Source organism: Rhizobium sullae (genome assembly GCF_025200715.1).
GTDB classification, from domain to species: Bacteria; Pseudomonadota; Alphaproteobacteria; order Rhizobiales; family Rhizobiaceae; genus Rhizobium; species Rhizobium sullae.
The window spans coordinates 661,291-681,360 of record NZ_CP104144.1 but is presented as its reverse complement, the minus strand read 5'-3'; the positions used below and the strand labels follow the sequence as shown (position 1 = coordinate 681,360).

21 protein-coding genes and 2 pseudogenes are annotated in these 20,070 nt (G+C 59.0%); 14 read left to right on the top strand and 9 right to left on the bottom strand.

Going from position 1 to position 20,070, the window contains the following annotated elements; genetic code table 11:
* Nucleotides 1-9 precede the first annotated feature (9 nt).
* Together N2599_RS23950 and treZ are read right to left on the bottom strand one after the other, a co-directional pair.
* A complete protein-coding gene (locus N2599_RS23950; protein ID WP_027512530.1) occupies nucleotides 10-1,473 on the bottom strand; it encodes a phospholipase D-like domain-containing protein in 1,464 nt (487 codons plus the stop codon).
* A 75-nt stretch (nucleotides 1,474-1,548) separates the two neighbouring features.
* Nucleotides 1,549-3,369, bottom strand: a complete 1,821-nt coding sequence (treZ, locus tag N2599_RS23945) for a malto-oligosyltrehalose trehalohydrolase (RefSeq protein ID WP_037143191.1) — start codon at nucleotides 3,367-3,369, stop codon at nucleotides 1,549-1,551.
* Between the two features lie 128 nt (nucleotides 3,370-3,497).
* On the opposite strand from treZ, the gene N2599_RS23940 reads away from it, so the two are divergent.
* The 9 genes from N2599_RS23940 to fdhA all read left to right on the top strand — a co-directional run bounded on the left by N2599_RS23940 (nucleotide 3,498) and on the right by fdhA (nucleotide 11,586).
* The gene (locus N2599_RS23940) at nucleotides 3,498-4,139 is read left to right on the top strand and encodes a UdgX family uracil-DNA binding protein (protein WP_027512528.1); all 642 of its coding nucleotides are present in this window, start codon (nucleotides 3,498-3,500) and stop codon (nucleotides 4,137-4,139) included.
* Nucleotides 4,140-4,271: 132 nt separating this feature from the next.
* Nucleotides 4,272-4,526, top strand: coding sequence for a DUF2934 domain-containing protein (locus N2599_RS23935; protein WP_027512527.1), 255 nt, complete (start codon nucleotides 4,272-4,274; stop codon nucleotides 4,524-4,526).
* Nucleotides 4,527-4,861: 335 nt separating this feature from the next.
* A complete protein-coding gene (locus N2599_RS23930) occupies nucleotides 4,862-5,032 on the top strand; it encodes a hypothetical protein (RefSeq protein ID WP_165928306.1) in 171 nt (56 codons plus the stop codon).
* Between the two features lie 164 nt (nucleotides 5,033-5,196).
* Complete coding sequence (locus N2599_RS23925; RefSeq protein ID WP_027512525.1) at nucleotides 5,197-7,920, top strand: hybrid sensor histidine kinase/response regulator; 2,724 nt, start codon at nucleotides 5,197-5,199, stop codon at nucleotides 7,918-7,920.
* Nucleotides 7,921-8,032: 112 nt separating this feature from the next.
* Nucleotides 8,033-8,347, top strand: a complete 315-nt coding sequence (locus tag N2599_RS23920) for a hypothetical protein (RefSeq protein WP_027512524.1) — start codon at nucleotides 8,033-8,035, stop codon at nucleotides 8,345-8,347.
* A gap of 54 nt (nucleotides 8,348-8,401) precedes the next feature.
* Complete coding sequence (locus tag N2599_RS23915) at nucleotides 8,402-8,692, top strand: DUF3175 domain-containing protein (RefSeq protein ID WP_027512523.1); 291 nt, start codon at nucleotides 8,402-8,404, stop codon at nucleotides 8,690-8,692.
* A gap of 8 nt (nucleotides 8,693-8,700) precedes the next feature.
* On the top strand, nucleotides 8,701-9,432 hold the full coding sequence (locus N2599_RS23910; RefSeq protein WP_027512522.1) for a glutathione S-transferase: 732 nt from the start codon (nucleotides 8,701-8,703) through the stop codon (nucleotides 9,430-9,432).
* Nucleotides 9,433-9,443: 11 nt separating this feature from the next.
* Nucleotides 9,444-10,259, top strand: coding sequence for a non-homologous end joining protein Ku (gene ku / locus N2599_RS23905; protein WP_027512521.1), 816 nt, complete (start codon nucleotides 9,444-9,446; stop codon nucleotides 10,257-10,259).
* 136 nt (nucleotides 10,260-10,395) lie between these two features.
* Nucleotides 10,396-11,586 (top strand): formaldehyde dehydrogenase, glutathione-independent, encoded by a 1,191-nt coding sequence (gene fdhA, locus N2599_RS23900; protein WP_027512520.1) that lies wholly within the window; start codon nucleotides 10,396-10,398, stop codon nucleotides 11,584-11,586.
* Between the two features lie 122 nt (nucleotides 11,587-11,708).
* Here fdhA and ligD read toward each other — a convergent pair whose 3' ends face one another.
* Genes ligD through N2599_RS23880 form a run of 4 tightly spaced genes read right to left on the bottom strand, consistent with a single transcriptional unit; the run spans nucleotide 11,709 to nucleotide 15,596 of the window.
* A complete protein-coding gene (ligD, locus tag N2599_RS23895; protein WP_027512519.1) occupies nucleotides 11,709-14,210 on the bottom strand; it encodes a DNA ligase D in 2,502 nt (833 codons plus the stop codon).
* 2 nt (nucleotides 14,211-14,212) lie between these two features.
* Nucleotides 14,213-15,058 carry a non-homologous end joining protein Ku gene (ku, locus tag N2599_RS23890; RefSeq protein ID WP_027512518.1) on the bottom strand — a complete coding sequence of 282 codons (846 nt, stop codon included), beginning with the start codon at nucleotides 15,056-15,058 and terminating at the stop codon, nucleotides 14,213-14,215.
* Between the two features lie 21 nt (nucleotides 15,059-15,079).
* Nucleotides 15,080-15,310 (bottom strand): DUF2188 domain-containing protein, encoded by a 231-nt coding sequence (locus N2599_RS23885; protein WP_027512517.1) that lies wholly within the window; start codon nucleotides 15,308-15,310, stop codon nucleotides 15,080-15,082.
* 16 nt (nucleotides 15,311-15,326) lie between these two features.
* Nucleotides 15,327-15,596: a hypothetical protein gene (locus N2599_RS23880; RefSeq protein ID WP_027512516.1), complete on the bottom strand. Its 270-nt coding sequence runs from the start codon at nucleotides 15,594-15,596 to the stop codon at nucleotides 15,327-15,329.
* Nucleotides 15,597-15,900: 304 nt separating this feature from the next.
* Between N2599_RS23880 and N2599_RS23875 the strand changes: the two genes are divergently transcribed.
* From N2599_RS23875 to N2599_RS23865, 3 genes and pseudogenes are all read left to right on the top strand, one after another.
* Nucleotides 15,901-16,140 carry a type II toxin-antitoxin system VapB family antitoxin gene (locus N2599_RS23875; RefSeq protein ID WP_027512515.1) on the top strand — a complete coding sequence of 80 codons (240 nt, stop codon included), beginning with the start codon at nucleotides 15,901-15,903 and terminating at the stop codon, nucleotides 16,138-16,140.
* Nucleotides 16,140-16,577, top strand: a complete 438-nt coding sequence (locus N2599_RS23870; RefSeq protein ID WP_027512514.1) for a type II toxin-antitoxin system VapC family toxin — start codon at nucleotides 16,140-16,142, stop codon at nucleotides 16,575-16,577. The genes N2599_RS23875 and N2599_RS23870 overlap by 1 nt, the downstream gene beginning before the upstream one ends.
* 93 nt (nucleotides 16,578-16,670) lie before the next feature.
* Nucleotides 16,671-16,907 (top strand): annotated as a pseudogene (locus N2599_RS23865) (DNA polymerase IV); the annotation flags it as partial.
* Here the strand turns inward: N2599_RS23865 and N2599_RS23860 are convergent.
* Nucleotides 16,904-17,254, bottom strand: coding sequence for a nuclear transport factor 2 family protein (locus tag N2599_RS23860; protein WP_027512513.1), 351 nt, complete (start codon nucleotides 17,252-17,254; stop codon nucleotides 16,904-16,906). The pseudogene N2599_RS23865 and the gene N2599_RS23860 overlap by 4 nt on opposite strands.
* Nucleotides 17,255-17,604: 350 nt before the next feature.
* Here N2599_RS23860 and N2599_RS23850 point away from each other — a divergent pair, with 350 nt between their 5' ends.
* Both N2599_RS23850 and N2599_RS23845 read left to right on the top strand, forming a co-directional pair.
* Nucleotides 17,605-18,096 (top strand): SRPBCC family protein, encoded by a 492-nt coding sequence (locus N2599_RS23850; RefSeq protein WP_037143186.1) that lies wholly within the window; start codon nucleotides 17,605-17,607, stop codon nucleotides 18,094-18,096.
* Between the two features lie 626 nt (nucleotides 18,097-18,722).
* Nucleotides 18,723-18,854 (top strand): annotated as a pseudogene (locus tag N2599_RS23845) (STAS domain-containing protein); the annotation flags it as partial.
* 145 nt (nucleotides 18,855-18,999) lie between these two features.
* Here N2599_RS23845 and N2599_RS23840 read toward each other — a convergent pair.
* The gene (locus N2599_RS23840; protein ID WP_027512510.1) at nucleotides 19,000-19,485 is read right to left on the bottom strand and encodes an SRPBCC family protein; all 486 of its coding nucleotides are present in this window, start codon (nucleotides 19,483-19,485) and stop codon (nucleotides 19,000-19,002) included.
* Complete coding sequence (locus tag N2599_RS23835) at nucleotides 19,482-19,799, bottom strand: ArsR/SmtB family transcription factor (RefSeq protein WP_027512509.1); 318 nt, start codon at nucleotides 19,797-19,799, stop codon at nucleotides 19,482-19,484. Before N2599_RS23835 ends, N2599_RS23840 begins: the two co-directional genes overlap by 4 nt.
* Nucleotides 19,800-20,070 lie beyond the last annotated feature (271 nt).

Genomic DNA, 20,070 nt, shown 5'->3' with positions numbered 1-20,070 from the left:
CCGAGAAAATCAAAGATAGGGCGAACCCAGCCACAGAAACTTTTCGACAAGCCGCACCAGGAAGGGCCGCCCCTGGAGGCTCTCCAAGGTCACCGGTGCTGCAGATTTCAGCATCTCGTCGATATGCTCGTCGATCTCCGCCGCAAACCCCTCGTTCAGAACTTCGAGATCCACCTCGAAGTTCAGCCTGAGCGAGCGCGGATCAAGATTGGACGAACCGACATAGGCCCAGACCCCGTCAATCGTCATCAGCTTGGAGTGGCTGAAGCTGCCGGTCGAGCGCCATATGCGGCAGTAGTTCTTGAGGATCTGGTCGAACTGCGCCGTCATCGCCCGGTCAACGAGAACGAGATTGTTGACGGCCGGCACGACGATATCGACCTCGACGCCGCGCCGAGCGGCAGTTGTCAGCGCGCTGATCAGTTCACGATCGGGCAGGAAATAAGGTGACATGATGCGGATTGATTTCCGCGCGACAGAAAAGGCGCCTATCAGCATCTTATGGTTCGTCTCGACGCTGCGGTCCGGTCCGGAGGCAACGACGCGCATGAAGACCGGATCGCCCGGTTGGCGTTCGGGCGCTTCGACCCGCCACGCGTCCGCGCTTAGAATCTCACCTGTCGTAAAGCGCCAATCCTCGGCCGCGACATCGAAGAGATCGGCAACCACGGAGCCGGTCACGGAGAAATGCGTATCGCGTGCAAAATCATCGCCCGTCATCGCGTAGCTGAAGCCCTGTCGGATATTCATACCGCCCGTCAACGCCAGACGCCCGTCGGCAATCAGAATTTTTCGGTGAGTGCGGAGATTTGCATAAGGCAGCCGCAGGCCCATGATGACATTGCCGTTGAAGACCGAAACCATCACCCCGCCATCAGCGAGATAGCCGAGAATGCTGGGCACGGAATAGCGCGCGCCGACGGCGTCGATCAGCACGCGCACCTCGATGCCACGTTTTGCCGCCGCAATCAGCGCATCGGCAATCTGGAGGCCGATCTTGTCGCGATCGAAAATATAGGTTTCAAGCAGAACACTCCGCCCGGCCCCGTCGATCGCAGCCTTCATCGCCGTATAGGCATCGTCGCCCGTTTCCAGCATGTCGATCGTATTGCCGGTGGTGAGCGGATAGCGGGCAACGCGATCGCCAAGCGTCTGCAATGCTGCAAAGCGCCGTCCATAAGCGCTGATGATCCTCTCCGGCTCCGCATCGAAACTCTCGAGTTCGTCAAGGTCGGCTGCCGGCAGCAGGGCATCGCGACGGAGGCTCAGGGATTTCCGGCGGATGCGATTGATGCCGGCGATCGCATAAAGTACCGCGCCGACAATCGGCGAGAGGATGATGACGCCGACCCAGCCGATTGCAGCGCGTACCTCCTCCTTCGTCATGGCGGCATGGATCGCCGCGGCGGCTCCCATCGCGAGCGAAATGACGAAAAGGATATGCGCCCAGTAGGTCGATATGAGATAAAACATTGGAAGAAGATATAGCTGCAAAACGGCGGCGTTCAATTCGCCGCCGCTCAACAGAAGCGCGAAATTTTCGTGCTGCTATTTTGCCAGCTTGGGATCGAGCGCAACTACCACCGAATGGGCGGCAAGCTTGCCGTCCCCCGGCTCGCTGCGAGGCAGCAGATCGAAGATGACTGCACCTTCGAAAGGGGGTACCGGAAGACGACGGTCGCTCAGATTGGCTCGAAGTTCCAGCTTGCTGCCGCCGAAGGTCCAGTTGACAGCCAGCACGCCATCGACGCTTTCCAACGCCGCGCTTGTGATCCGGCCGGGTCTCTTCAGCAATGGCACGACATACTTGTGCCGCAGACCGATAAGCTCTCGTACATAGGCCTTCCGTCGTCTACCTTCATCGCTGTCGGAACGCTCCCATCGAAGCTTCGAATGCTCGAACGTAGAGATCGCATTTGGATCCGGCAGATCGCCGGCTGTCTTGCCTTCCTTCAAACCGCCAAAGCCTTCCGCCTCTGCCATCCGCCCTCTGCGGACGATCTCGCCGAGTTCGCCGGTGTAGTCGCAGAAGAAGTGGAACGGCTGCGTCTCGCCATAATCCTCGCCCATAAAGAGGAAGGGGATCTGCGGCGATAGAAACAGAACCGCCGTCAGCATCTCTGTCATGCCGGGATGCGCAAGGCTGATCAAGCGCTCGCCGAAAGCGCGATTACCCACCTGATCGTGATTCTGGAGAAAATTGATAAAGGCCACGGGTGGCAAATAGACCCGTTCATCCTTCGGCAGCTCAGGCGGATCGCCGCGGTCCGGATAGACGAAGCCGTGCTGCATCGAAAGCTTCGTCTTTTCCCAAAGGTCGGATGCGAAGGGCTTATAGTGGCCGGCTGTTTCGCCGGTTGCGATGATATGAGCGACATGGTGGAAGTCGTCGTTCCACTCCGCGGTAAAGGTCTTTACTCTCCCGCCGTCGTCGCGCTCCAGCAGGCTTACGAGATTGCGTTGATCCTCGACGACGAGATGCACTTCGCGATCGACAAAGGCGTCGCGTACTTCCGTCGACAGCTGCGCGAGGATGTGGCGCTTCGAGGTATCGTAAATCTGCTCCACGGCGTCGAGCCGCAGGCCGTCGAGCTGGAACTCGCCGATCCAATAAAGCGCATTTTCGATGAAGTAACGCCGCACCGGCTCCTGCCCGAAATCGATCGCGGCACCCCACGGCGTATTGCGACCGGCGTGGAAAAATTCCGGCGCATAGCCGTGCAGGTAGTTTCCATCCGGACCGAAATGATTGTAGACGACGTCGAGCAGCACCACCAGACCGTGGCCATGCGCGGCGTCGATGAATGCCTTGAAATCGGCCGGCGTACCGTAAGCCGAATGCGTCGCATAATGCAGCACACCGTCATAACCCCATCCGCGCTTTCCGGAAAATTGCGCGACGGGCATCACCTCGATTACCGTGAAACCCATCCCAGCCAGGTGACCGAGCTTTTCGGCGGCCGCCTTGAAGGTGCCCTCTCTGGTGAAAGTGCCGATATGGATTTCGCTGATCACCGCCTCTTCCCAGGGCCTGCCCTTCCAGCCGGTATTCATCCAGCGGTAGGAAGGATCAACGATCAGCGACGGGCCGTGCACATCGCCGGCCTGCGCCCGAGAGGCAGGATCGGGCACCGCCTTGCCATCCGAAAGGACGAAGGCGTAGGCGTCGCCACCCCTCGCTTCCGCAACGGTCAGCTCGAACCAGCCGCCGTCAGAGCGGTTCATCGACCGATCCTTGCCGGGGCAGCGAAGCCTCATCTCCTTTTGCCGCGGCGCCCAGATCCGAAAACGGACACCATCCGCGCCAATCTCGGCACCCCAGCTCTTTCGAATTCCTGCAATAGAGTCGACTTTCGAAACCTGATTCATGCATATCCCCTGACTGGCTTGGACGTCTCGAACACTCCTTCAAATCCATGAATGCTGCGCTTGTTCCCCGCGCCGGAACAAACGCCTTGCCGATCGGTTGAGGCAGAAGACTGGAGAAGGAAGCGCTTATGAACATCGCGCCCAAATTTGGCCCGGCTTTCGAACTGGAAACGGCAGACGCCAAAGGCCTCGATGACCTGAAACTTCAGGCCGAAACCTGCACGCGCTGCGACCTCTACAAGAACGCCACGCAGCTCGTTTTCGGCGAAGGCCCGCGTACGGCCGACATTGTGCTGGTCGGCGAACAGCCGGGCGACAGGGAAGACCTGGCGGGCAAACCTTTCGTCGGTCCCGCCGGACGTCTGCTTGATCAGTGTCTCGAAGAGGCGGGCGTCGACCGGTCCCGCTGCTACGTCACCAATGCCGTCAAGCACTTCAAATTCGAGCCGCGCGGCAAGCGGCGCATGCATTCCAAGCCGAATGCCGGAGAAATCCAGCGTTGCGCATGGTGGCTCGGCGCCGAGCTTGAGATCCTGCAGCCGAAACTGGTTGTCGCGCTGGGCGCTACAGCACTTTATTCGCTGCTTGGTCCCAAAGTGAAGGTCACCGCCGAGCGCGGCCGTGTTCTTCAGCCGGCAAACCATCCGCCCGTTCTGGTGACCATTCACCCGTCTTACCTTCTGCGCATTCGCGACGAGGAAGACGCCAACGTAAACCGCGCGAATTTCGTCAAGGATTTGACGAATGCCACGGCATTTCAGACCAACTGACGGGGCGTTTATGCTGCGGCGCAAATAATATTTTGCACTGTGTCAAAATTCTTCTTGAATATCGCCGGTTCCTCTGGAACCATCCCCCCAGTCTAGCGTTTGGCTGCGGGATGATGTGACTGGAGATCAGCGATGACAGAAACTCGGGAAGAGTGGATAAAAAAACGTGCATACGCCCTTTGGGAAGAAGAGGGGCATCCTACCGGACGCGATTCCATACATTGGGAGCAGGCGAGAAAAGAGCGCGAAAAGCTCGAACGCTCTGCTGCGTCCAAGGACGGCAAGGAAGTCAAGACTAGGACCAAACGCACGGCAGCCGCTGGGACCAAAAGCAACGGCACCGTGAAACCGGCTCCCAAGCGCGCCGTCAGCCGCAAGTCAGTCTGAACGCATTCATACCGAAACTCCTACCTCGTGTGGACGCTGCAAGGGCAGCGCCTCCGGAAAGTGTTGTCATATGTTTGAATTAGTTGCGCTTTATGGTGTTTATAAAGTGCAGATGGCACTGACATGAGGAATAGATCGGGCCGAATGACCACCATAGCGGGGCACCTTCGAAAAAAGGCTGCGAAATGGCCACGAGTGGCGGAACCAATTTTCGCTTCGGCTGTTAACGGCGAAAGTGGGAGGCTTGTCATGAACAGAGGTTATTTCGACGCCATTCTCGTTTCCCTTGTCGTAGCAGGCTGCTACATGTTCTTGACGCCGATGTGAGAGCGGAGATGCTGATCTTATCCCTCGCCGCCTTTCTCTATCTGGTTCTGGCCCTCGGCCTCGTCGTCGCGATCGACAACATGGTTGGTTTTGTATTCCCCGAAACCCGTTCCCGTTCCAGCCGCTTCTTTAATTTCAGCAAGGCATTCACCGGCTCTCAATGGCTCCATCGCAAATAGCAAAAGCGAAAGTTTGGATACATAACGGCGGCCTCTGGTGCCGTTAAGCTTATTTCCGACCTGCCCTTCCCGAAATCTCCCAAGCCTCTATTTTGCCTTTCGCAGGTGGGCTGAATTCCCGTGCGATTCACATCGTTTGCGGTCTGATCATGAAAGCGGTTGGAATGACCCGGCTCGAAGACGGCGTTTGGCCGAGGGGTGGCGGCAGCATCGGCGATATATTGCGGAATTCCGGCTTTAGCGGCTGCAGCCTGGGCCCGGTCAAGAGCTGGCCGGCTTCTCTCAGGCATATCGTCGAGCTCGTTCTGAATTCGCGGCAGGCGAATTTTGTCGTCTGGGGGCCGGAGCTTGCCTTCATCTACAATGACGCCTATGTGCCGATTTTCCCTGAACGTCATCCGGGCGCGCTTGGCAAACCCTTCGCCGAAGTCTGGAGCGATATCTGGCCGCAATTCGGGCCGATCGTCCGCGCCGCACTCCAGGGAGAATCCCAGCTCTTCGAGGAATTGCTGATTCCGATGCGCCGGGACGGTCGCATCGAGGACACGTGGTTCACCTTCTCCTACACGCCGCTTCGCGACGAAGCAGGAGCTATTGCAGGCCTGCTTTGTGCAACCATGGAAGTTTCAGCGCAAGTCATCGCCAAACGCCGCGAGCGTCACGCGCTCGAGGAGTTGCGGTTGAAATCCGAGGCGCTTTCGATCGTCAATGCAGCAGGTGCTGCAATCACGGCCGAACTCAATGTCGACCGTTTAACAAAGATTGCTGTCGATGCCGGCGTCGCGCTGACGGGCGCGGAATTCGGCGCGTTCTTTTACAATGTCGATGACGGCGAAGGCGGGAGCTACATGCTCTATGCACTTTCGGGTGTCGACCGCAAGAACTTCGACAAATTCCCGATGCCGCGCAATACCAAGGTCTTCGCGCCGACCTTTAGCGGCGAGTGTGTCGTGCGTTCCGACGACATTCTGCTCGATCCACGCTACGGACAGAACGCTCCGTATTCCGGCATGCCGATGGGTCATCTTCCGGTTCGAAGCTATCTCGCTGTACCGGTGAAATCCCGAAGCGGTGCAGTGATCGGCGGCCTCTTCTTCGGCCATGCGCAGCCCGGCCGCTTTACGGATGCGGCCCAGGCAAGTCTTGTCAGCCTCGCCGGCCAGGCGGCTGTCGCGATCGACAACGCCCGGCTGCTGCGCGCAGCCGAATTGGAGATCGCCCGGCGCAGCAGCATCGAAGATAAGCTCCGCAAGCTCAACGAAACGCTGGAAATGCGTGTTGCAAGCGAGATCGCGGAGCGCCAGCAGGCGGAGGCTGCTCTTCAGCAGTCACAGAAGATGGAATCGATCGGCAAGCTCACGGGCGGGGTGGCCCATGACTTCAACAATCTGCTGCAGGTGATCTCCGGCAATCTCCAGCTCCTCGGGAAGGACATCTCGAACGACGGCCGCGCCAAGGAGCGGATTTCCAATGCGCTTGCCGCTGTAGAACGCGGCTCACGGCTTGCAAGCCATTTGCTCGCCTTCGGCCGCCGTCAGCCGCTGGAGCCGAAGGTCGTCAACATAGGCCGCCTCGTTGCGGGCATGGATGACATGCTTCGCCGCGCGCTGGGCGAGGAGATCGAAGTCGAGACCATGGTCTCCGGCGGCCTTTGGAACACCTTCGCCGATCCGATCCAGATCGAAAATGCTCTTCTCAATCTCGCCATCAATTCGCGGGACGCAATAGAAGGGTCCGGTAAGCTGACGGTCGAAGTCGGCAATGCGTTTCTCGACGATTCCTATAGCCGGACCCATCCGGAGGTGACTGCGGGCCAGTATGTCGTGCTCGCGGTCACCGACACCGGATCCGGAATGACGCCGGAGGTCATGGCGCAAGCCTTCGAACCCTACTTCTCCACCAAACCCGAGGGCCGGGGCACCGGCCTTGGGCTTTCGATGGTCTACGGCTTTGTCAAGCAATCGGGCGGGCATGTGAAGATTTACAGCGAGGTCGGCGAAGGTACAACGGTCAAGCTTTATCTGCCCCGTTCGTTCCAGACCGAGGACCGCGTCGCCAATAACGAGGCGGCGCCACCGGCCGGCGGTACGGAAACCATCCTCGTTGCAGAGGACGACGAGGGCGTGCGTGCCACTGTCGTCGAGATGCTGACTGACCTCGGCTATCACGTGCTGAAGGCCCGCGATGGGCAGAGTGCGCTCACCGTCCTCGAAAGCGGTGCGCATATCGACTTGCTGTTCACCGACGTCGTCATGCCCGGCCCGCTGAAGAGCCCCGAACTCGCGCGCATGGCCCGTGAACGCCTGCCGAACATCGCGGTTCTCTATACGTCCGGCTATACGGAGAACTCGATCGTCCACGGCGGCCGCCTTGATCCCGGCCTCGAACTTGTCTCGAAGCCCTATACGCGCGACGCGCTTGCCCGGAAGATCCGCCATGTGCTTGCCAGCAGCGCCTCGCGCCGCCAGGCAACAACCGGACCGGGCCCTGCGCCAGGCACGACGTCGCGCGAAGGCACGCACGACAGAACCAGGTTGTTGCTGGTGGAGGACGATGCATTCATTCGCATGGACATGGCCGAGATACTTCAGGATCTCGGCTACGATGTGATCGACGCCGAAAGCGGCGAGCAGGCTGTCGAGATCCTGACGCATACGGCAGTCGATATCATCGTCGCCGATGTCGGCCTGCCGGGAATGTCGGGGCCTGCTTTCGCCGCGAAGGCGAGAGAGATATTTCCATCCGTGGGACTGGTCTTTGCGACTGGAAACAACCACCTTCCGGATGCAAGCCGCTTCTCAGGCTCGGTTCTGCTTCTGAAGCCGTTCAGCAGTTCGGCCCTCGACCAGGCGGTGAAGACCGCCTTCAGGCAGAGGCCTATCGCTTAGCTTCCACCCAACGCCTGGCTTCCGCTTCAATATCCGAACTCGGTGCCTAAAGGCTGGAACTTTTGCAGTTCCTGGCGGTTCAAGTTCTTTTGCAACGAGAGGAGGCAGAGAGATGCCAAGAGGTGACAAATCCGCTTATACGGACAAGCAAAAACGCAAGGCCGAACACATCGAGGAAGGCTACGAGGCACGTGGCGTTTCCGACCAGGAGGCAGAGCGCCGGGCCTGGGCCACCGTCAACAAGGAAAGCGGCGGCGGGAAGAAGTCCGGTTCGGGCCGCGGCAAGAAGGAGACGCACGAAGCCTCCGAAAAAGGCGGCCGCAAGGGCGGTGCAGCATCCGCGTCGCGCTCGGCAGCCCAACGTTCTGCATCCGCCAAGAAAGCGGCCGCGACGCGCAAACGCAACGAACATCATACCCACCACTGATCGCTAGACTGGCGCGCTTCGAAGGTGCGCCGTCCCGGACCGAGGAGCTTGCCGATGACCAAGGCGAAGAAGAAATGGTCGCAAGAGGTTACCGAGCGCAGTGACGCCATGGACCTTAAGGAGGGCGTCTTCACGTCCAGCGATCCGAAGAAGATCGCCCGCTCGATCAAACAATCGGCTGAGGCGAGCCACCGCCGCAAGTCAAGCCCCTATCGCTCGGCCATGTCGATGCTGACTTTCTACATCAATCGCGCCGGTGACCAGTTGACGAAGAAGCAAAAGGACACACTTGAACAGGCGAAGGACGAACTGCGGAAAGATTTCGGCCGCGAAACCCGGCATTGAGGGAATGGATGGCTTACGAGCTTTATTACTGGGATGGCATCCAGGGACGCGGAGAATTTGTCCGGCTGTCGCTGGAGGAGGCGGGCGCGGACTATATCGACGTCACACGCGAATCCGGCAGCGGCCGGGGTACCAGCGCAATGATGAGGCTCATGCGAAGCGGCTCGGAGCCGCATATCCCGTTTGCTCCGCCCTTCCTGAAGGACGGCGACCTCATCATCCCGCACGTCGCCAATATCCTGCTCTATCTTGGCCCGAAGCTTCATTTGGCGCCTGAGGATGAAGGCTTGCGGTACGTGCTGAACGGCTTGCAACTCACGATCACCGATTTCGTCGCCGAAGCGCATGACACGCATCATCCGATTGCCACCTCGCTCTACTACGAGGATCAGAAGGAGGAGGCAAAGGCGCGCTCGGCCGAATTCATCAAGGAGCGTGTCCCGAAGTTCCTTGGCTATTTCGAGCGTGTGCTGCAGCAGAATCCGAAGGGCTCGCAACATATCCTCGGCGATGCGCTTACCTATGTGGATCTCTCCCTCTTTCAGATCATCGAAGGCCTGAACTACGCGTTTCCGAATGGCATGGCGGGTTATCAAACGACATATCCGGCACTGTCTGCCCTGCATGTTGCGGTGGCCAGGCGTCCGAACATCGCCGCCTATCTGAAATCGGAGCGGCGCATTCCTTTCAACGAGGATGGCATCTTCCGGCACTATCCCGAACTCGACAAGGCGGCTTAAGGAGATCGCCCATGGCGCGGCAGACATTCTGGAAAGGCTATCTCAAGCTGTCACTCGTCACGGCGTCCGTCTCGCTGACGCCGGCCACGACCGAGAGCAACAAAGTCCGCTTTCATGTTCTCAATCGCAAGACCAGCAACCGGGTCGAAAGCCGCTACGTTGACAGCGTCACCCACAAGGCCGTGCCCGAGAAGGAGCAGGTCAAGGGCTATCCGAAGGGTGAGGACGATTACGTCATCCTCGAAGACGAGGAGATCGAGGAGGTCGAGCTTGAAAGCACCCGCACCATCGACATCGACACCTTCGTGCCGCGCGGCTCGATCGACTGGATCTGGTACGACAAGCCGCATTTTCTGGCGCCGGAAGACAAGGTCGGTACCGAGGCCTTCTGCGTCATTCGCGAGGCGATGAGGGCAAACAATGTGGTCGGCATCGCAAGGCTGGTGCTGTATCGCCGCGAACGGGCCGTCCTTCTGGAGCCTCAAGGCAAGGGCATCATTCTCTGGACGCTACATTACGGCAACGAATTGCGAGAGCCGGTCTCGCATCTCGATATCGATGCCAAGGTTGATACCAAGCTGCTTGCCATGATGAAGCGCCTTGTCAAGGAAGAGACGAAGGAGTGGAGCGCCTCCATGGTGCAGGATCCAATCCAGAAACGGCTGAGGACAATGATCCGCAACAAAACGAAGAGCCTCAAGCAGGCTCCACCGGCAACAAAGCGCCCCGCCGTTAAATCGACCGGCAATGTCATCAACATCATGGATGCCCTGAAGAAGAGCTTGGCCGCGGAGGACGAAAAGCCGAGGTCGCCGAGATCCCGCTGAGCGTAGCGGCCATTTCCAGCCCCAAACCGTCGTAAACGGAACGGCGCGCCGGCCGTTCTGCACTATTCTGTCCGAAGAGGCCTGCATGGAGAGGAGCCATGCATGGCTGGTCACATTTTCAATGGAGGAGATGAAAATGAGCAAAAACCGAGGCGTTGTCTATCTAAGGCCCGGCAAAGTCGAAGTCCGCGACATCGATGATCCGAAACTGGAAGCGCCGGATGGCCGCCGTATCGAGCACGGCGTCATCCTCAAGGTAATCTCTACGAATATCTGCGGCTCCGACCAGCATATGGTTCGCGGCCGCACGACGGCTATGCCCGGCCTCGTTCTCGGCCACGAAATCACCGGCGAGATCATCGAAAAGGGCGTCGACGTCGAAATGCTGAGCGTCGGCGATATCGTTTCCGTGCCCTTCAACGTCGCCTGCGGCCGCTGCCGCTGCTGCAAATCGCAGGACACCGGCGTCTGCCTGACGGTCAATCCGGCGCGTGCCGGCGGCGCTTATGGCTACGTCGATATGGGTGGCTGGATCGGCGGGCAGGCCCGCTACGTGACGGTACCCTACGCCGACTTCAACCTGCTAAAACTCCCCGACCGAGATCAGGCGATGGCGAAGATCCGCGATCTCACCATGCTTTCCGACATCCTTCCAACCGGCTTCCACGGGGCAGTGCGCGCCGGCGTCGGCGTCGGCTCGACCGTCTATGTCGCAGGCGCCGGTCCGGTCGGAATGGCCGCTGCCGCGTCTGCCCGCATCCTCGGTGCTGCCGTCGTCATGGTCGGCGATTTCAACAAGGATCGTCTGGCACATGCCGCCAAGGTCGGCTTCGAACCGATCGACCTTTCGAAGAGCGACCGCCTCGGTGACATGATCGCTCAGGTCGTCGGCAGCAATGAGGTCGACAGTGCCATTGATGCCGTCGGCTTCGAAGCCCGCGGCCATTCAGGCGGCGAGCAGCCGGCAATCGTCCTCAATCAGATGATGGAGATCACCCGCGCAGCAGGCTCGATCGGCATTCCGGGCCTCTACGTCACCGAAGATCCAGGCGCCGCCGACAATGCCGCCAAGCATGGCAACCTCTCCCTCCGTTTCGGCCTCGGTTGGGCAAAGGCGCAATCCTTTCACACCGGCCAGACACCCGTCCTGAAATACAATCGCCAGCTCATGCAGGCGATCCTCCACGACCGCCTGCCGATCGCCGACATTGTCAACGCGAAGGTGATTTCGCTCGAGGATGCCGCGCAAGGCTATGAGAGCTTCGACCAGGGAGCCGCCACGAAATTCGTACTCGACCCGCATGGCGAAGTGGCGAAGGCGGCGTGAACGGAGCGGGGTGAGCGACGACGGAACGAGGCGAAGTCGAACTTGCGACCCCCCTCATCCGCCTGCCGGACCTTCTCCCCAGTGGGGAGAAGGCATTCGCCGCGAGCGGTTGCGCTGGGAGCCTACCGTTTCCTCTTCTCAAGCGGCTTTGCGGCCGCGAAGAACCCATCCCACGGGTCCTTCGGCAGCGCGTCGAGCCGCGGCGGCGTGTTGTCGACGGTGAAGTAGGCCGGGCCAATATCGGCGGTGAGTTCGCTCCATTCAAGTGGCATCGAGACTGTCGCTCCTGGTCGGGCACGCGTCGAATAGGCGGCGACTGCGGTGTTGCCGCGGCCATTGCGCAGGTAGTCGATGAAGATCTTGCCGGTGCGCTCGGCTTTCGTCGCCTTGGCGATGTAACGGTCCGGATTTTCTGCAGCCATGCTATCCGCCAGCCGTTTCGCAAAGGCCTTCACCTCCGCCCAGCCTGCTTTCGGCTTCAGCGGCGTGACCACATGCAGTCCTTTGCCGCCGGACGTCTTGACGAAGCCGGCAAGCCCTTCCGCTTCCAGGCGCTCTTTAATTTCCAGGGCGGCAGCGATGACACTCTCCCACGGAACCTCGCCGCCGGGATCGAGATCCATGGTAATCATGTCCGGCTTCTCCCAGCTATCCGTCGTCGTCCCCCAGGGATGGATTTCCAGGACGGCCGATTGCACCAGTGCCACCACGCCATCGAAATCGGTGATGCGCAGGAGTTTTTCGCCGCCCCTGTCCTTCGGGTCGGTAATCTGCTCGATATTCTCGTTCATGCCCTTCCAGGCGTGTTTTTGGAAGAAACGCTGATGCCCCTCGACACCGTCCGGCAGACGCAGCAGAGCTAGAGGACGATTGACGACGTAAGGCTCCATGAAGCGCCAGACCTGCGCGTAATAATTGACAAGCCCCTCCTTGGTCACCCCTTCATCCGGCCAGTAGATGCGATCCGGGTGCGTCAGCGTGACAGTCGATTTCGGCAGGTTCTTTGCGGTGGTCTTTTCCATCTCACGCACCACGTCCTTCGCCAGCTTGTCCTCACGCAAACCGCGGAACGCGGCATGCCGCAGTTTATCATCGGAGGACCAGGCGCGAAATTCCACTTCCGCGACAAGCTCCGGCTTCACGTAAACAAGCTCCCGGCGTTCCTCCGGCGTCAGCCTGTCGTCGAAGGAGTTCTCCTCCTGCTCGATTTTCGAAAGCCGCTCATAGAGATCCTGGGCGACCGTCGCCGTATAGCCAGTGCCGACGCGCCCGACATGCTTCAGCTTGCCGTTGTCGTAGAAACCCATCGCCAACGAGCCGATCGCATTTTTCATCGAGGTCGATGGCACATAACCACCGATGACAAGCTCCTGCCGCTGCGAGCACTTGGCCTTAATCCACTCGCCCCTGCGGCCCGAAGTATATGTGCTATCTCGCTGCTTTGAGACAACGCCCTCCAGGCTCAGCCTGCAGACGTGATCCAGAACCAGGCTGCCGTTCTCGTCGAAATGCTCGCTGTAACGCAGCTTGTCGTTCCCGGCAGGCAACATCTTTTCAAGCAGACGCTTGCGCTCGATCAGCGGCACGTCCCTCAGGTCATGGCCGTCGAGATAGATCAGATCAAAGGTGTAGAAGACGAAACGATCGTAGCGCCTCTGGCTCAAGTCCTGCTGAAGCGCTGAGAAATCGGAAGCGCCGCTATCTTGCTCGACGACAAGCTCGCCGTCCATAATCGCCGATTGAATCGGCAATGCCTTGAAAGCATCGGCGATGTCCTTGCCGAACTTTTCCGTCCAATCAAGCCCAGTACGGGTCAGCATCTTCACTTCGCCGTTTTCGATCCGGATCTGCAGCCGATAACCATCGAATTTGATCTCGTGGATCCAGCCGTCGCCGGCCGGCGGCTTGGCCTTCAGCTTGGCAAGCGTCGGCTCCACGAAATCCGGCATCGCCGCCTTCCTGGCGCCTTTGGGCCAATCATGTATTTGCCGCCCGGCCTTCTTGGTCTTTGCCGCTACAGCCTTGCCGTCGCCCTTCGGCTTGGAGTTCCAGGTATCGGTCGGGTTCTTAGCAACCTCTTCTATCCGCCGTCCGGTCTTTGCCGATTCCGGCCGTTGTTTCAAAATATCCTTGCCGTCGTGGCGGGCTTCGGTGTCGTCTCCCTTGATCAGCAGCCAGTTCTCATGCTTTTCGCCCGGCTGCCCGTGCATTCGCACCAGATGCCAGCGGCCCTTAAGCTTTTCGCCATCAAGCTCGAATTCGATATGGCCCTTTCGATAGGCCTTCTTCGCATCGCCGAGCGGTGTCCAGGTACCGCGGTCCCAGACGATCACCGTCCCGCCGCCATATTGGCCCTTCGGGATGATGCCTTCGAAATCGCCATAGGAAAGCGGATGGTCTTCGACATGCACCGCAAGGCGCTTGTCCTCCGGGTTGAGGCTCGGTCCCCTGGTCACCGCCCAGCTTTTCAAGACGCCGTCCATCTCCAGCCGGAAGTCGTAATGCAGCCGCGTAGCATCGTGCTTTTGAATGACGAAACTGTTTCCCGGACTGCGGCCTTTGGCGCCGCGCGGTTCGGGTGTGGCTCCGAAGTTGCGTTTTGCCTGATAGGTTTCAAGCGCCATGGTTAGCTAGCCTTCTTGCGTCGGCTATCAGAGGCGCTGCGCTGCGCCGTCCCTTTCGCAGGTGCTTTCTTTCCACTCATCTTGGCGCTCTGGCGCAGCGCCTCCATCAGATCGACGACCTTGCCTTCCGGCTTCGGCTTCCTCTTCGGCAGCACTCTGCCCTCGATCTTGGCCTTCACCAGTTCGGTCAGCGCCGCCTCGTAGCGGTCCTCGTACTCGCCCGGCTCGAATGCAGTCTGCTTCGTGCCGATGATATGGCCGGCAAGCTCAAGCATTTCCTTGTCGAATTTGATATCGGGAATGTCCTTGAAGATGGGACCGGCAGAACGAACCTCGTAGTCGAAGTTCAGCATCGTCGCGACGACGCAGTCGTCGCGCGGGCGGATCAGCAGCGTCCGGTTGCGCCGAAAAAGCACGGCCTCGGCAAGCGCTGCGACGTTGTTCTCGCGCATGCTCCTGGCAATCAGGCGCAACGCCTCCTCGTCATGCTCATCGACTGGCGCGAGATAGTAAGGACGGTCGAAATAGAGCTTGTCGATTTCATCGAGGGCAATGAAGCCCTGAACGTCCATTACCTTGTCGCTTTCCGGCATGATGCTGGCGATCTCGTCGCCTTCAATGACGATGTACTCGCCATTCTCCATGCGGTAGCCCTTGACTTGGTCCTCGCGCTCCACCGGCTTGCCCGTCTCGCTATCCACGAACTGACGCTCGACGCGATGGCCGGTCTTCCGGTTGATGATATTGAAGGAGACGCGGTCCGATGAAGAGATCGCCGTATAGAGTCCGACGGCGCAGACAAGATCGCCGATCTTCAAATGACCTTTCCAGCTTGCCCGCGCTGCCATGCTCGTCTCCTATGCTACCGGTCAGAGCCTGCTTCCACTCTTGTCCGTTTCAAGCGGCATGAAGCTCCACCCGCCGTCCGGTGCTGGGAAAGCCAATGTGGCGTCGCCGTTGCCGATCTTCTGGCGGGCCGCTGCGTGTTTAGCGTGATTGATCGCCTCTTCCACGGTCGCATAGGTTTCCGAGAGCGTGCCGCCGAGCTTGTATGCCCAGCCCGCGTCATGGGGCACGATCTGATAGGTGATGTCGACCATCATTCCAGTCCTCTCTTTAGTCCTCATCGCGCGGCGCTGCCTTGCGGCGCTCGTCCAGCGCGATGATCTTTTCGACGGAAGCGATATCGTCGCTGGTAACGGGCCGCACGGGGTCGGAAGCGATCGCTTCGAGCACGTCGTCTGATAGCGCGCCGTTGCGTATCACCCATTCCAGCGTTTCGCGCGTTTCCCGCTCTGCCTTCAGCTGCGCATAGAGCGCCACGATCAGCCGGTCGCGCGGATCGAACTTCCTGTTCTTTGGATCCATTTTCCGGAGGTTCGGCATGCAGACGCCCTCTCAAGATTTCTCCTGATCCAAGCTTCTTAACTGATCACAGCCTGAAAAGTTCCAGTATTTCAGCGCCAAAGCACTGGATTGTGTTCCGCGCGCGAAGATCGCAGTCGTCTCCGTTGATGATGAAGCATCAGCCATTTCACTACAGATATACCACCTACGGACTGAAAGTGGGATAACAGCGATTTATAGAACTCAGATCATATCGAATGAGTTGGCGAAGGCTTGCGGCTGAGTCTCGTTGCAAGCATATGCGATTTTGGATATTATAATATCCTAGAAAGGATATGCCCCTGTGCCGCTTTACATCAAGGATCCAGAAGTCGACAGACTCACCGACGAATTGATCGGCCTCACAAAGACATCCAAGGTTGATGCCGTTAAGGCGGCTCTCAAACATGAAATCGCCAGTCGTAAGGCCAGCTTGCCGATTCGAGATCGGCTTGCCAAGTCCCTTGCGATGGCCCGCGCAGCGGGACCATTTGCGCCCGGCGACCATAAGCGCGAAACCGATGAAATGTGGGGCGAAGACTGATGCTGTTCATCGACGCATCAGTAATTGTCGCCATACTTGCCCAAGAAGACGATGCGGACGCCCTAATGGAGCGGCTGGAAAAGCATCACGGGCAATTTTTCGTGTCAGCCATTGTGCGCATGGAAGCTTCGCTTTCTTTGACGCGGCGTCTGGCCGGGGCCCAAGGCCGCGATAGGCCGGCAAATCCGGAAATGCTGCTGTCGCAGGCCCGCCTTATGGTCGATCAGTTCATTATCGATCTGGAGGCCCGCGAAACCATGATTTCCGGCGATGTTGGTACGAAAGCTCTCGACGCAGCCCAGCAGTTTGGAAAGGTCGTCAATCATCCTGCCAAGCTCAATATGGGCGACTGCTTCTCATATGCCTGCGCAAAAGCCTATCGGACGAAGATTGCCTACAAGGGCAACGACTTCACCGAAACGGATCTAGGCTGGTAACGGCCCAGCGATCGCGCGCTCGCCCATCCTTTGCCTTCGAGTGAAAGGAAATGCATGTTAATCGCGCGGGAGCCCGAATGCGATGGCTGCCCCACCGCATCGGCCGGTGTTTCGTACAACAAATTCCTCGCCAAGATGGCCTCCGACCAGCGCAAGCCCGACGGATTGTTTGTCATCACGCCGAAGCAGGATCCAGCCTTCGTCGAGGCCCTGCCCGTCAAGAAATTCCACGGTGTCGGACCCGCGACAGCTGAGAAGATGCTGAGGCTCGGGATTCAGACCGGCGCGGATCGCCGGTTCGCGATCGGAACGTCAGCCCCCTTCACTTACCCCAGACCCTCGACGACCTTTCCGTCCCGGACGCGCATGATATTGACGCCTCGAACCCAGTCCCCTTCGCGTTCGCTCCGGCGAGGCTGCCAGCGGATGATCCCGCGGTCGCCCATCCCGGAGATTTCCTCAGCCTTGAAGATGAGGTTGGCCGACGACGCCACGCCCTTCCAGAAAGCGAGGCAAGCCTCGCGCCCTGCGTAGCGCGCTCCATCCGGGGCCGGCGCCGTATTTTCAAGAACACAGCCCTCGCTGATGGGATCATCAACATCTTCGTGGCGATGCTTCTCAAAAGCGTTGTGGAAGCGTTCGACGATTTCGCGGGAAACCCTGCGGTCACTGGTCATTTCTCACCTCATTGAGCGATGGAGCCGCCGTCGAGATCGTTCACTCCATCACGGCCGGCTGGACGAAGCTTTTCTTGAGCGCTGTGTCGTGACGCCGGCATCAAGGTCCGCGGGTTCTCCTCAATCAGCAAGGTCCTGACGACGCGCCGTGTTTTGCAGGCCATCCGGGCGTTCAACCTCACGCATATGAACCGGGTCCGGAACGCCTATCAGGCAAGCCATTGCACAGCCTGGCGGTTCACATGCTGGGCGATGAGCAACACTGAGTAACGGCCCAAGACACACCCTTGGCTGCGGAGAGGAACTAGCCATATGAAATAATGCTTTTCACTAAATAGAAGGAGAGAGTGATGAACAATCCGCAGATCACGCGCGCACCGATCGCCAAGACCGGAATGCTCGTCCGCAAGCCGGTCGAGCATGTGTTTGAAGCGATCGTGAACCCGGACATCACGACGAAATTCTGGTTCAGCAAAGGCAGCGGAAGGCTGGAGACTGGTAAGACCGTCAAGTGGGATTGGGAGAGCCACGACGTCTCCATCGAGGTCACGCCAAAGGTCATAGAGCCTAACAAGCGCGTCGTGATCGAATGGCCTGGCTACAGCGGCCCAACGACTGTGGAATGGACGTTCCAATCCATTCCGGATGGCACGACTTTCGTACGCGTGCAGGAGTCCGGATGGACGGGAGATGCCGACAAGCTCATGCGCTACGTCGCTGATTCCACACAAGGCTTCACACTTTTGCTGGCGGGGCTGAAGGCATGGCTCGAGCACGGTATCCAGTTGAAGCTGACCCTCGATCGCTATCCGAAGGGTATCGAAGACCAACAGTTTGAATGAGGCCGAGCGGAACTGGTCGTGAAGCGGACGTGGGTACAGAACCTCAGAATTTACCTCCGCAAGCAGCCGCCATCACGAAGGCCAACGTGAAGAGCAGATGGATAACGAGAAACAGCTTGGCTATGTCCCGCGCTTCACCGCTGGCGACGCCCCAAATTTCGTTGCCGCGACGACGGCGAAACCGACGATGTTCGCGAGCAGGACGACACGGAGCCTGGCCTCGGAGACGATTGGTCGGATTTTCGTGCCTGCGATCGCAATATCAGAGTGATCCAGCGGAAACGTAGTTATCTGTTTCATCTGCGCTGGGGCGCCAAAGCTGCCATTTTTGCTACAATAACGCCGAAAATTGCCGCCGGAGTTACGTGCCCGCGAAGAGCGGGAAACAGCCAAGAGGCGAGAAAGCGTGGTAACGGCGGTGATCGGCGGTGAAAAAGCTCGAATCGCTAACGGTCGAATGACGTATTTTTGCCCTCGGCAGAGTTAGCATATTCGTGGTTGGCCGACCACTTTGCGCCCCCAAGTCGGTCACAGGGTCCCGCCAAATGGCGGCTCGAAAGTGGACCATGCAGGAGACTGGTGAAGCGGCATGTTTGCGCCAAGACCTGCGATTGCATGTTTCGCCGGTCTTGAAGTATCGCAAGATACGCATCGATGCTGAGGTGTTGGGCTTCAATAAAGCTTGCGCCGACATGGTCGACAGGTTCGCCCTACACGACAGGGGTGAGCGTCACGCCGCGAGCGCCTCATTGCATTGAGGTCGCTGGTCTGTCCTCGATGTTGCCGTATGATAGCGGCATGATGCTGCGACCACTCGTGTCCCTTCCTTGGATTGCGCGAGAGCAGACCGCCGAGGGCCTCAAAGTAATGTATTTCCACTCAGAGGGACCTCGCATTCGTTCTTCAGGCCGCACTTTGGAACAGGTCTGCAAACCGCTGCAAGTAAAGCGGCCAGCCATGATCACCTGCGACGCCATCGCGCTCGCTTTCCCAGCCCTGACCGTGACGTTCGAGATTTCGATGCTCAAGCTCGACGCGGGTGCGATTGTCGGTTTCGGCGGTGAACACCACCTCCCACTCGCTGGTCTTGTCCGGGTCTGTTTCGATTTGCCACCGCGGGCTGATGTCCCAACTCATGAGCACCCGATTGGGCGGCTCGTAGGCCAACACACGCGCCCAGCGGCACTCGCTGCCGTCGGTGCCGCGGTCGTAGATGTAACCTCCGACGCGTGGTTCGAACACTGTTTCGGCGATCGGGACTGCGAGCAGGTTGTGTGTCGGTGGCTTGAAGCTGCCGAATCCCTCGGTGAATACCTTGAACGCTCGCTCTATCGGTGCCTCGACAACGATCGATTGCTTGACGGACGCGATCGGCATCTGCGTGTTCATTTCAACTCCTCCGATGAATTCTCGGCGACCACTTTGTACGCCGACAAGGTTGTACTCCAGAACCGGTCGAGCCAAGCGCGCATCTGGGCGAGCCCGGCCGGGTCGACATGGTAGACATTGCTCGCCCCCTTCGACTCGGCTCGAACCAGATGCGACTCGCGCAGCACCTTGAGATGCTGGGAAACTGCCGACTGGGAGACGGTAACCTCGCGTGTGATTTCCACGACAGTGCGAGGGCGCGACGCGATCAGTTCGAAGATCGTACGTCGGGTAGCGTCGCCGAGAGCAGATAGTTGGGCATGATCAACAGTCATGACTTATGATTAGTAAAAACTGATCATTATGTCAAATGCGAGTTACTCTAGCGGTTTCAGCGCCAGATCAATCATAGCTCGCATGTCGTCGCGATCCGCTCCCGCCTTGCCCAATACCCTCATCCCCTGAATCTGAAGAAATTTGCAAGGATGCTCCGCCAGAACATCACCTCGCTGGACTGATCCGGATGATCCGATCAACTTGCCGCAGTCGTCGCCTTCATTGCTTAAAGCAGTTCTCGCGATGCCACCTGAGGAACTGGGGATGCGG

Excerpts from the sequence above, each read along its gene's own strand:
- N2599_RS23880 (WP_027512516.1), bottom strand. The coding sequence starts at position 15,596 with ATGCCGAACCTCCGGAAAATGGATCCAAAGAACAGGAAGTTCGATCCG.
- treZ (WP_037143191.1), bottom strand. The coding sequence starts at position 3,369 with ATGAATCAGGTTTCGAAAGTCGACTCTATTGCAGGAATTCGAAAGAGC.
- N2599_RS23935 (WP_027512527.1), top strand. The coding sequence starts at position 4,272 with ATGACAGAAACTCGGGAAGAGTGGATAAAAAAACGTGCATACGCCCTT.
- N2599_RS23915 (WP_027512523.1), top strand. The coding sequence starts at position 8,402 with ATGACCAAGGCGAAGAAGAAATGGTCGCAAGAGGTTACCGAGCGCAGT.
- N2599_RS23930 (WP_165928306.1), top strand. The coding sequence starts at position 4,862 with ATGCTGATCTTATCCCTCGCCGCCTTTCTCTATCTGGTTCTGGCCCTC.
- N2599_RS23925 (WP_027512525.1), top strand. The coding sequence starts at position 5,197 with ATGACCCGGCTCGAAGACGGCGTTTGGCCGAGGGGTGGCGGCAGCATC.
- ku (WP_027512521.1), top strand. The coding sequence starts at position 9,444 with ATGGCGCGGCAGACATTCTGGAAAGGCTATCTCAAGCTGTCACTCGTC.
- N2599_RS23860 (WP_027512513.1), bottom strand. The coding sequence starts at position 17,254 with ATGACCAGTGACCGCAGGGTTTCCCGCGAAATCGTCGAACGCTTCCAC.
- N2599_RS23940 (WP_027512528.1), top strand. The coding sequence starts at position 3,498 with ATGAACATCGCGCCCAAATTTGGCCCGGCTTTCGAACTGGAAACGGCA.
- N2599_RS23870 (WP_027512514.1), top strand. The coding sequence starts at position 16,140 with ATGCTGTTCATCGACGCATCAGTAATTGTCGCCATACTTGCCCAAGAA.
- N2599_RS23920 (WP_027512524.1), top strand. The coding sequence starts at position 8,033 with ATGCCAAGAGGTGACAAATCCGCTTATACGGACAAGCAAAAACGCAAG.
- fdhA (WP_027512520.1), top strand. The coding sequence starts at position 10,396 with ATGAGCAAAAACCGAGGCGTTGTCTATCTAAGGCCCGGCAAAGTCGAA.
- N2599_RS23850 (WP_037143186.1), top strand. The coding sequence starts at position 17,605 with ATGAACAATCCGCAGATCACGCGCGCACCGATCGCCAAGACCGGAATG.
- N2599_RS23885 (WP_027512517.1), bottom strand. The coding sequence starts at position 15,310 with ATGGTCGACATCACCTATCAGATCGTGCCCCATGACGCGGGCTGGGCA.
- ku (WP_027512518.1), bottom strand. The coding sequence starts at position 15,058 with ATGGCAGCGCGGGCAAGCTGGAAAGGTCATTTGAAGATCGGCGATCTT.
- N2599_RS23950 (WP_027512530.1), bottom strand. The coding sequence starts at position 1,473 with ATGTTTTATCTCATATCGACCTACTGGGCGCATATCCTTTTCGTCATT.
- N2599_RS23910 (WP_027512522.1), top strand. The coding sequence starts at position 8,701 with ATGGCTTACGAGCTTTATTACTGGGATGGCATCCAGGGACGCGGAGAA.
- ligD (WP_027512519.1), bottom strand. The coding sequence starts at position 14,210 with ATGGCGCTTGAAACCTATCAGGCAAAACGCAACTTCGGAGCCACACCC.
- N2599_RS23835 (WP_027512509.1), bottom strand. The coding sequence starts at position 19,799 with ATGACTGTTGATCATGCCCAACTATCTGCTCTCGGCGACGCTACCCGA.
- N2599_RS23840 (WP_027512510.1), bottom strand. The coding sequence starts at position 19,485 with ATGAACACGCAGATGCCGATCGCGTCCGTCAAGCAATCGATCGTTGTC.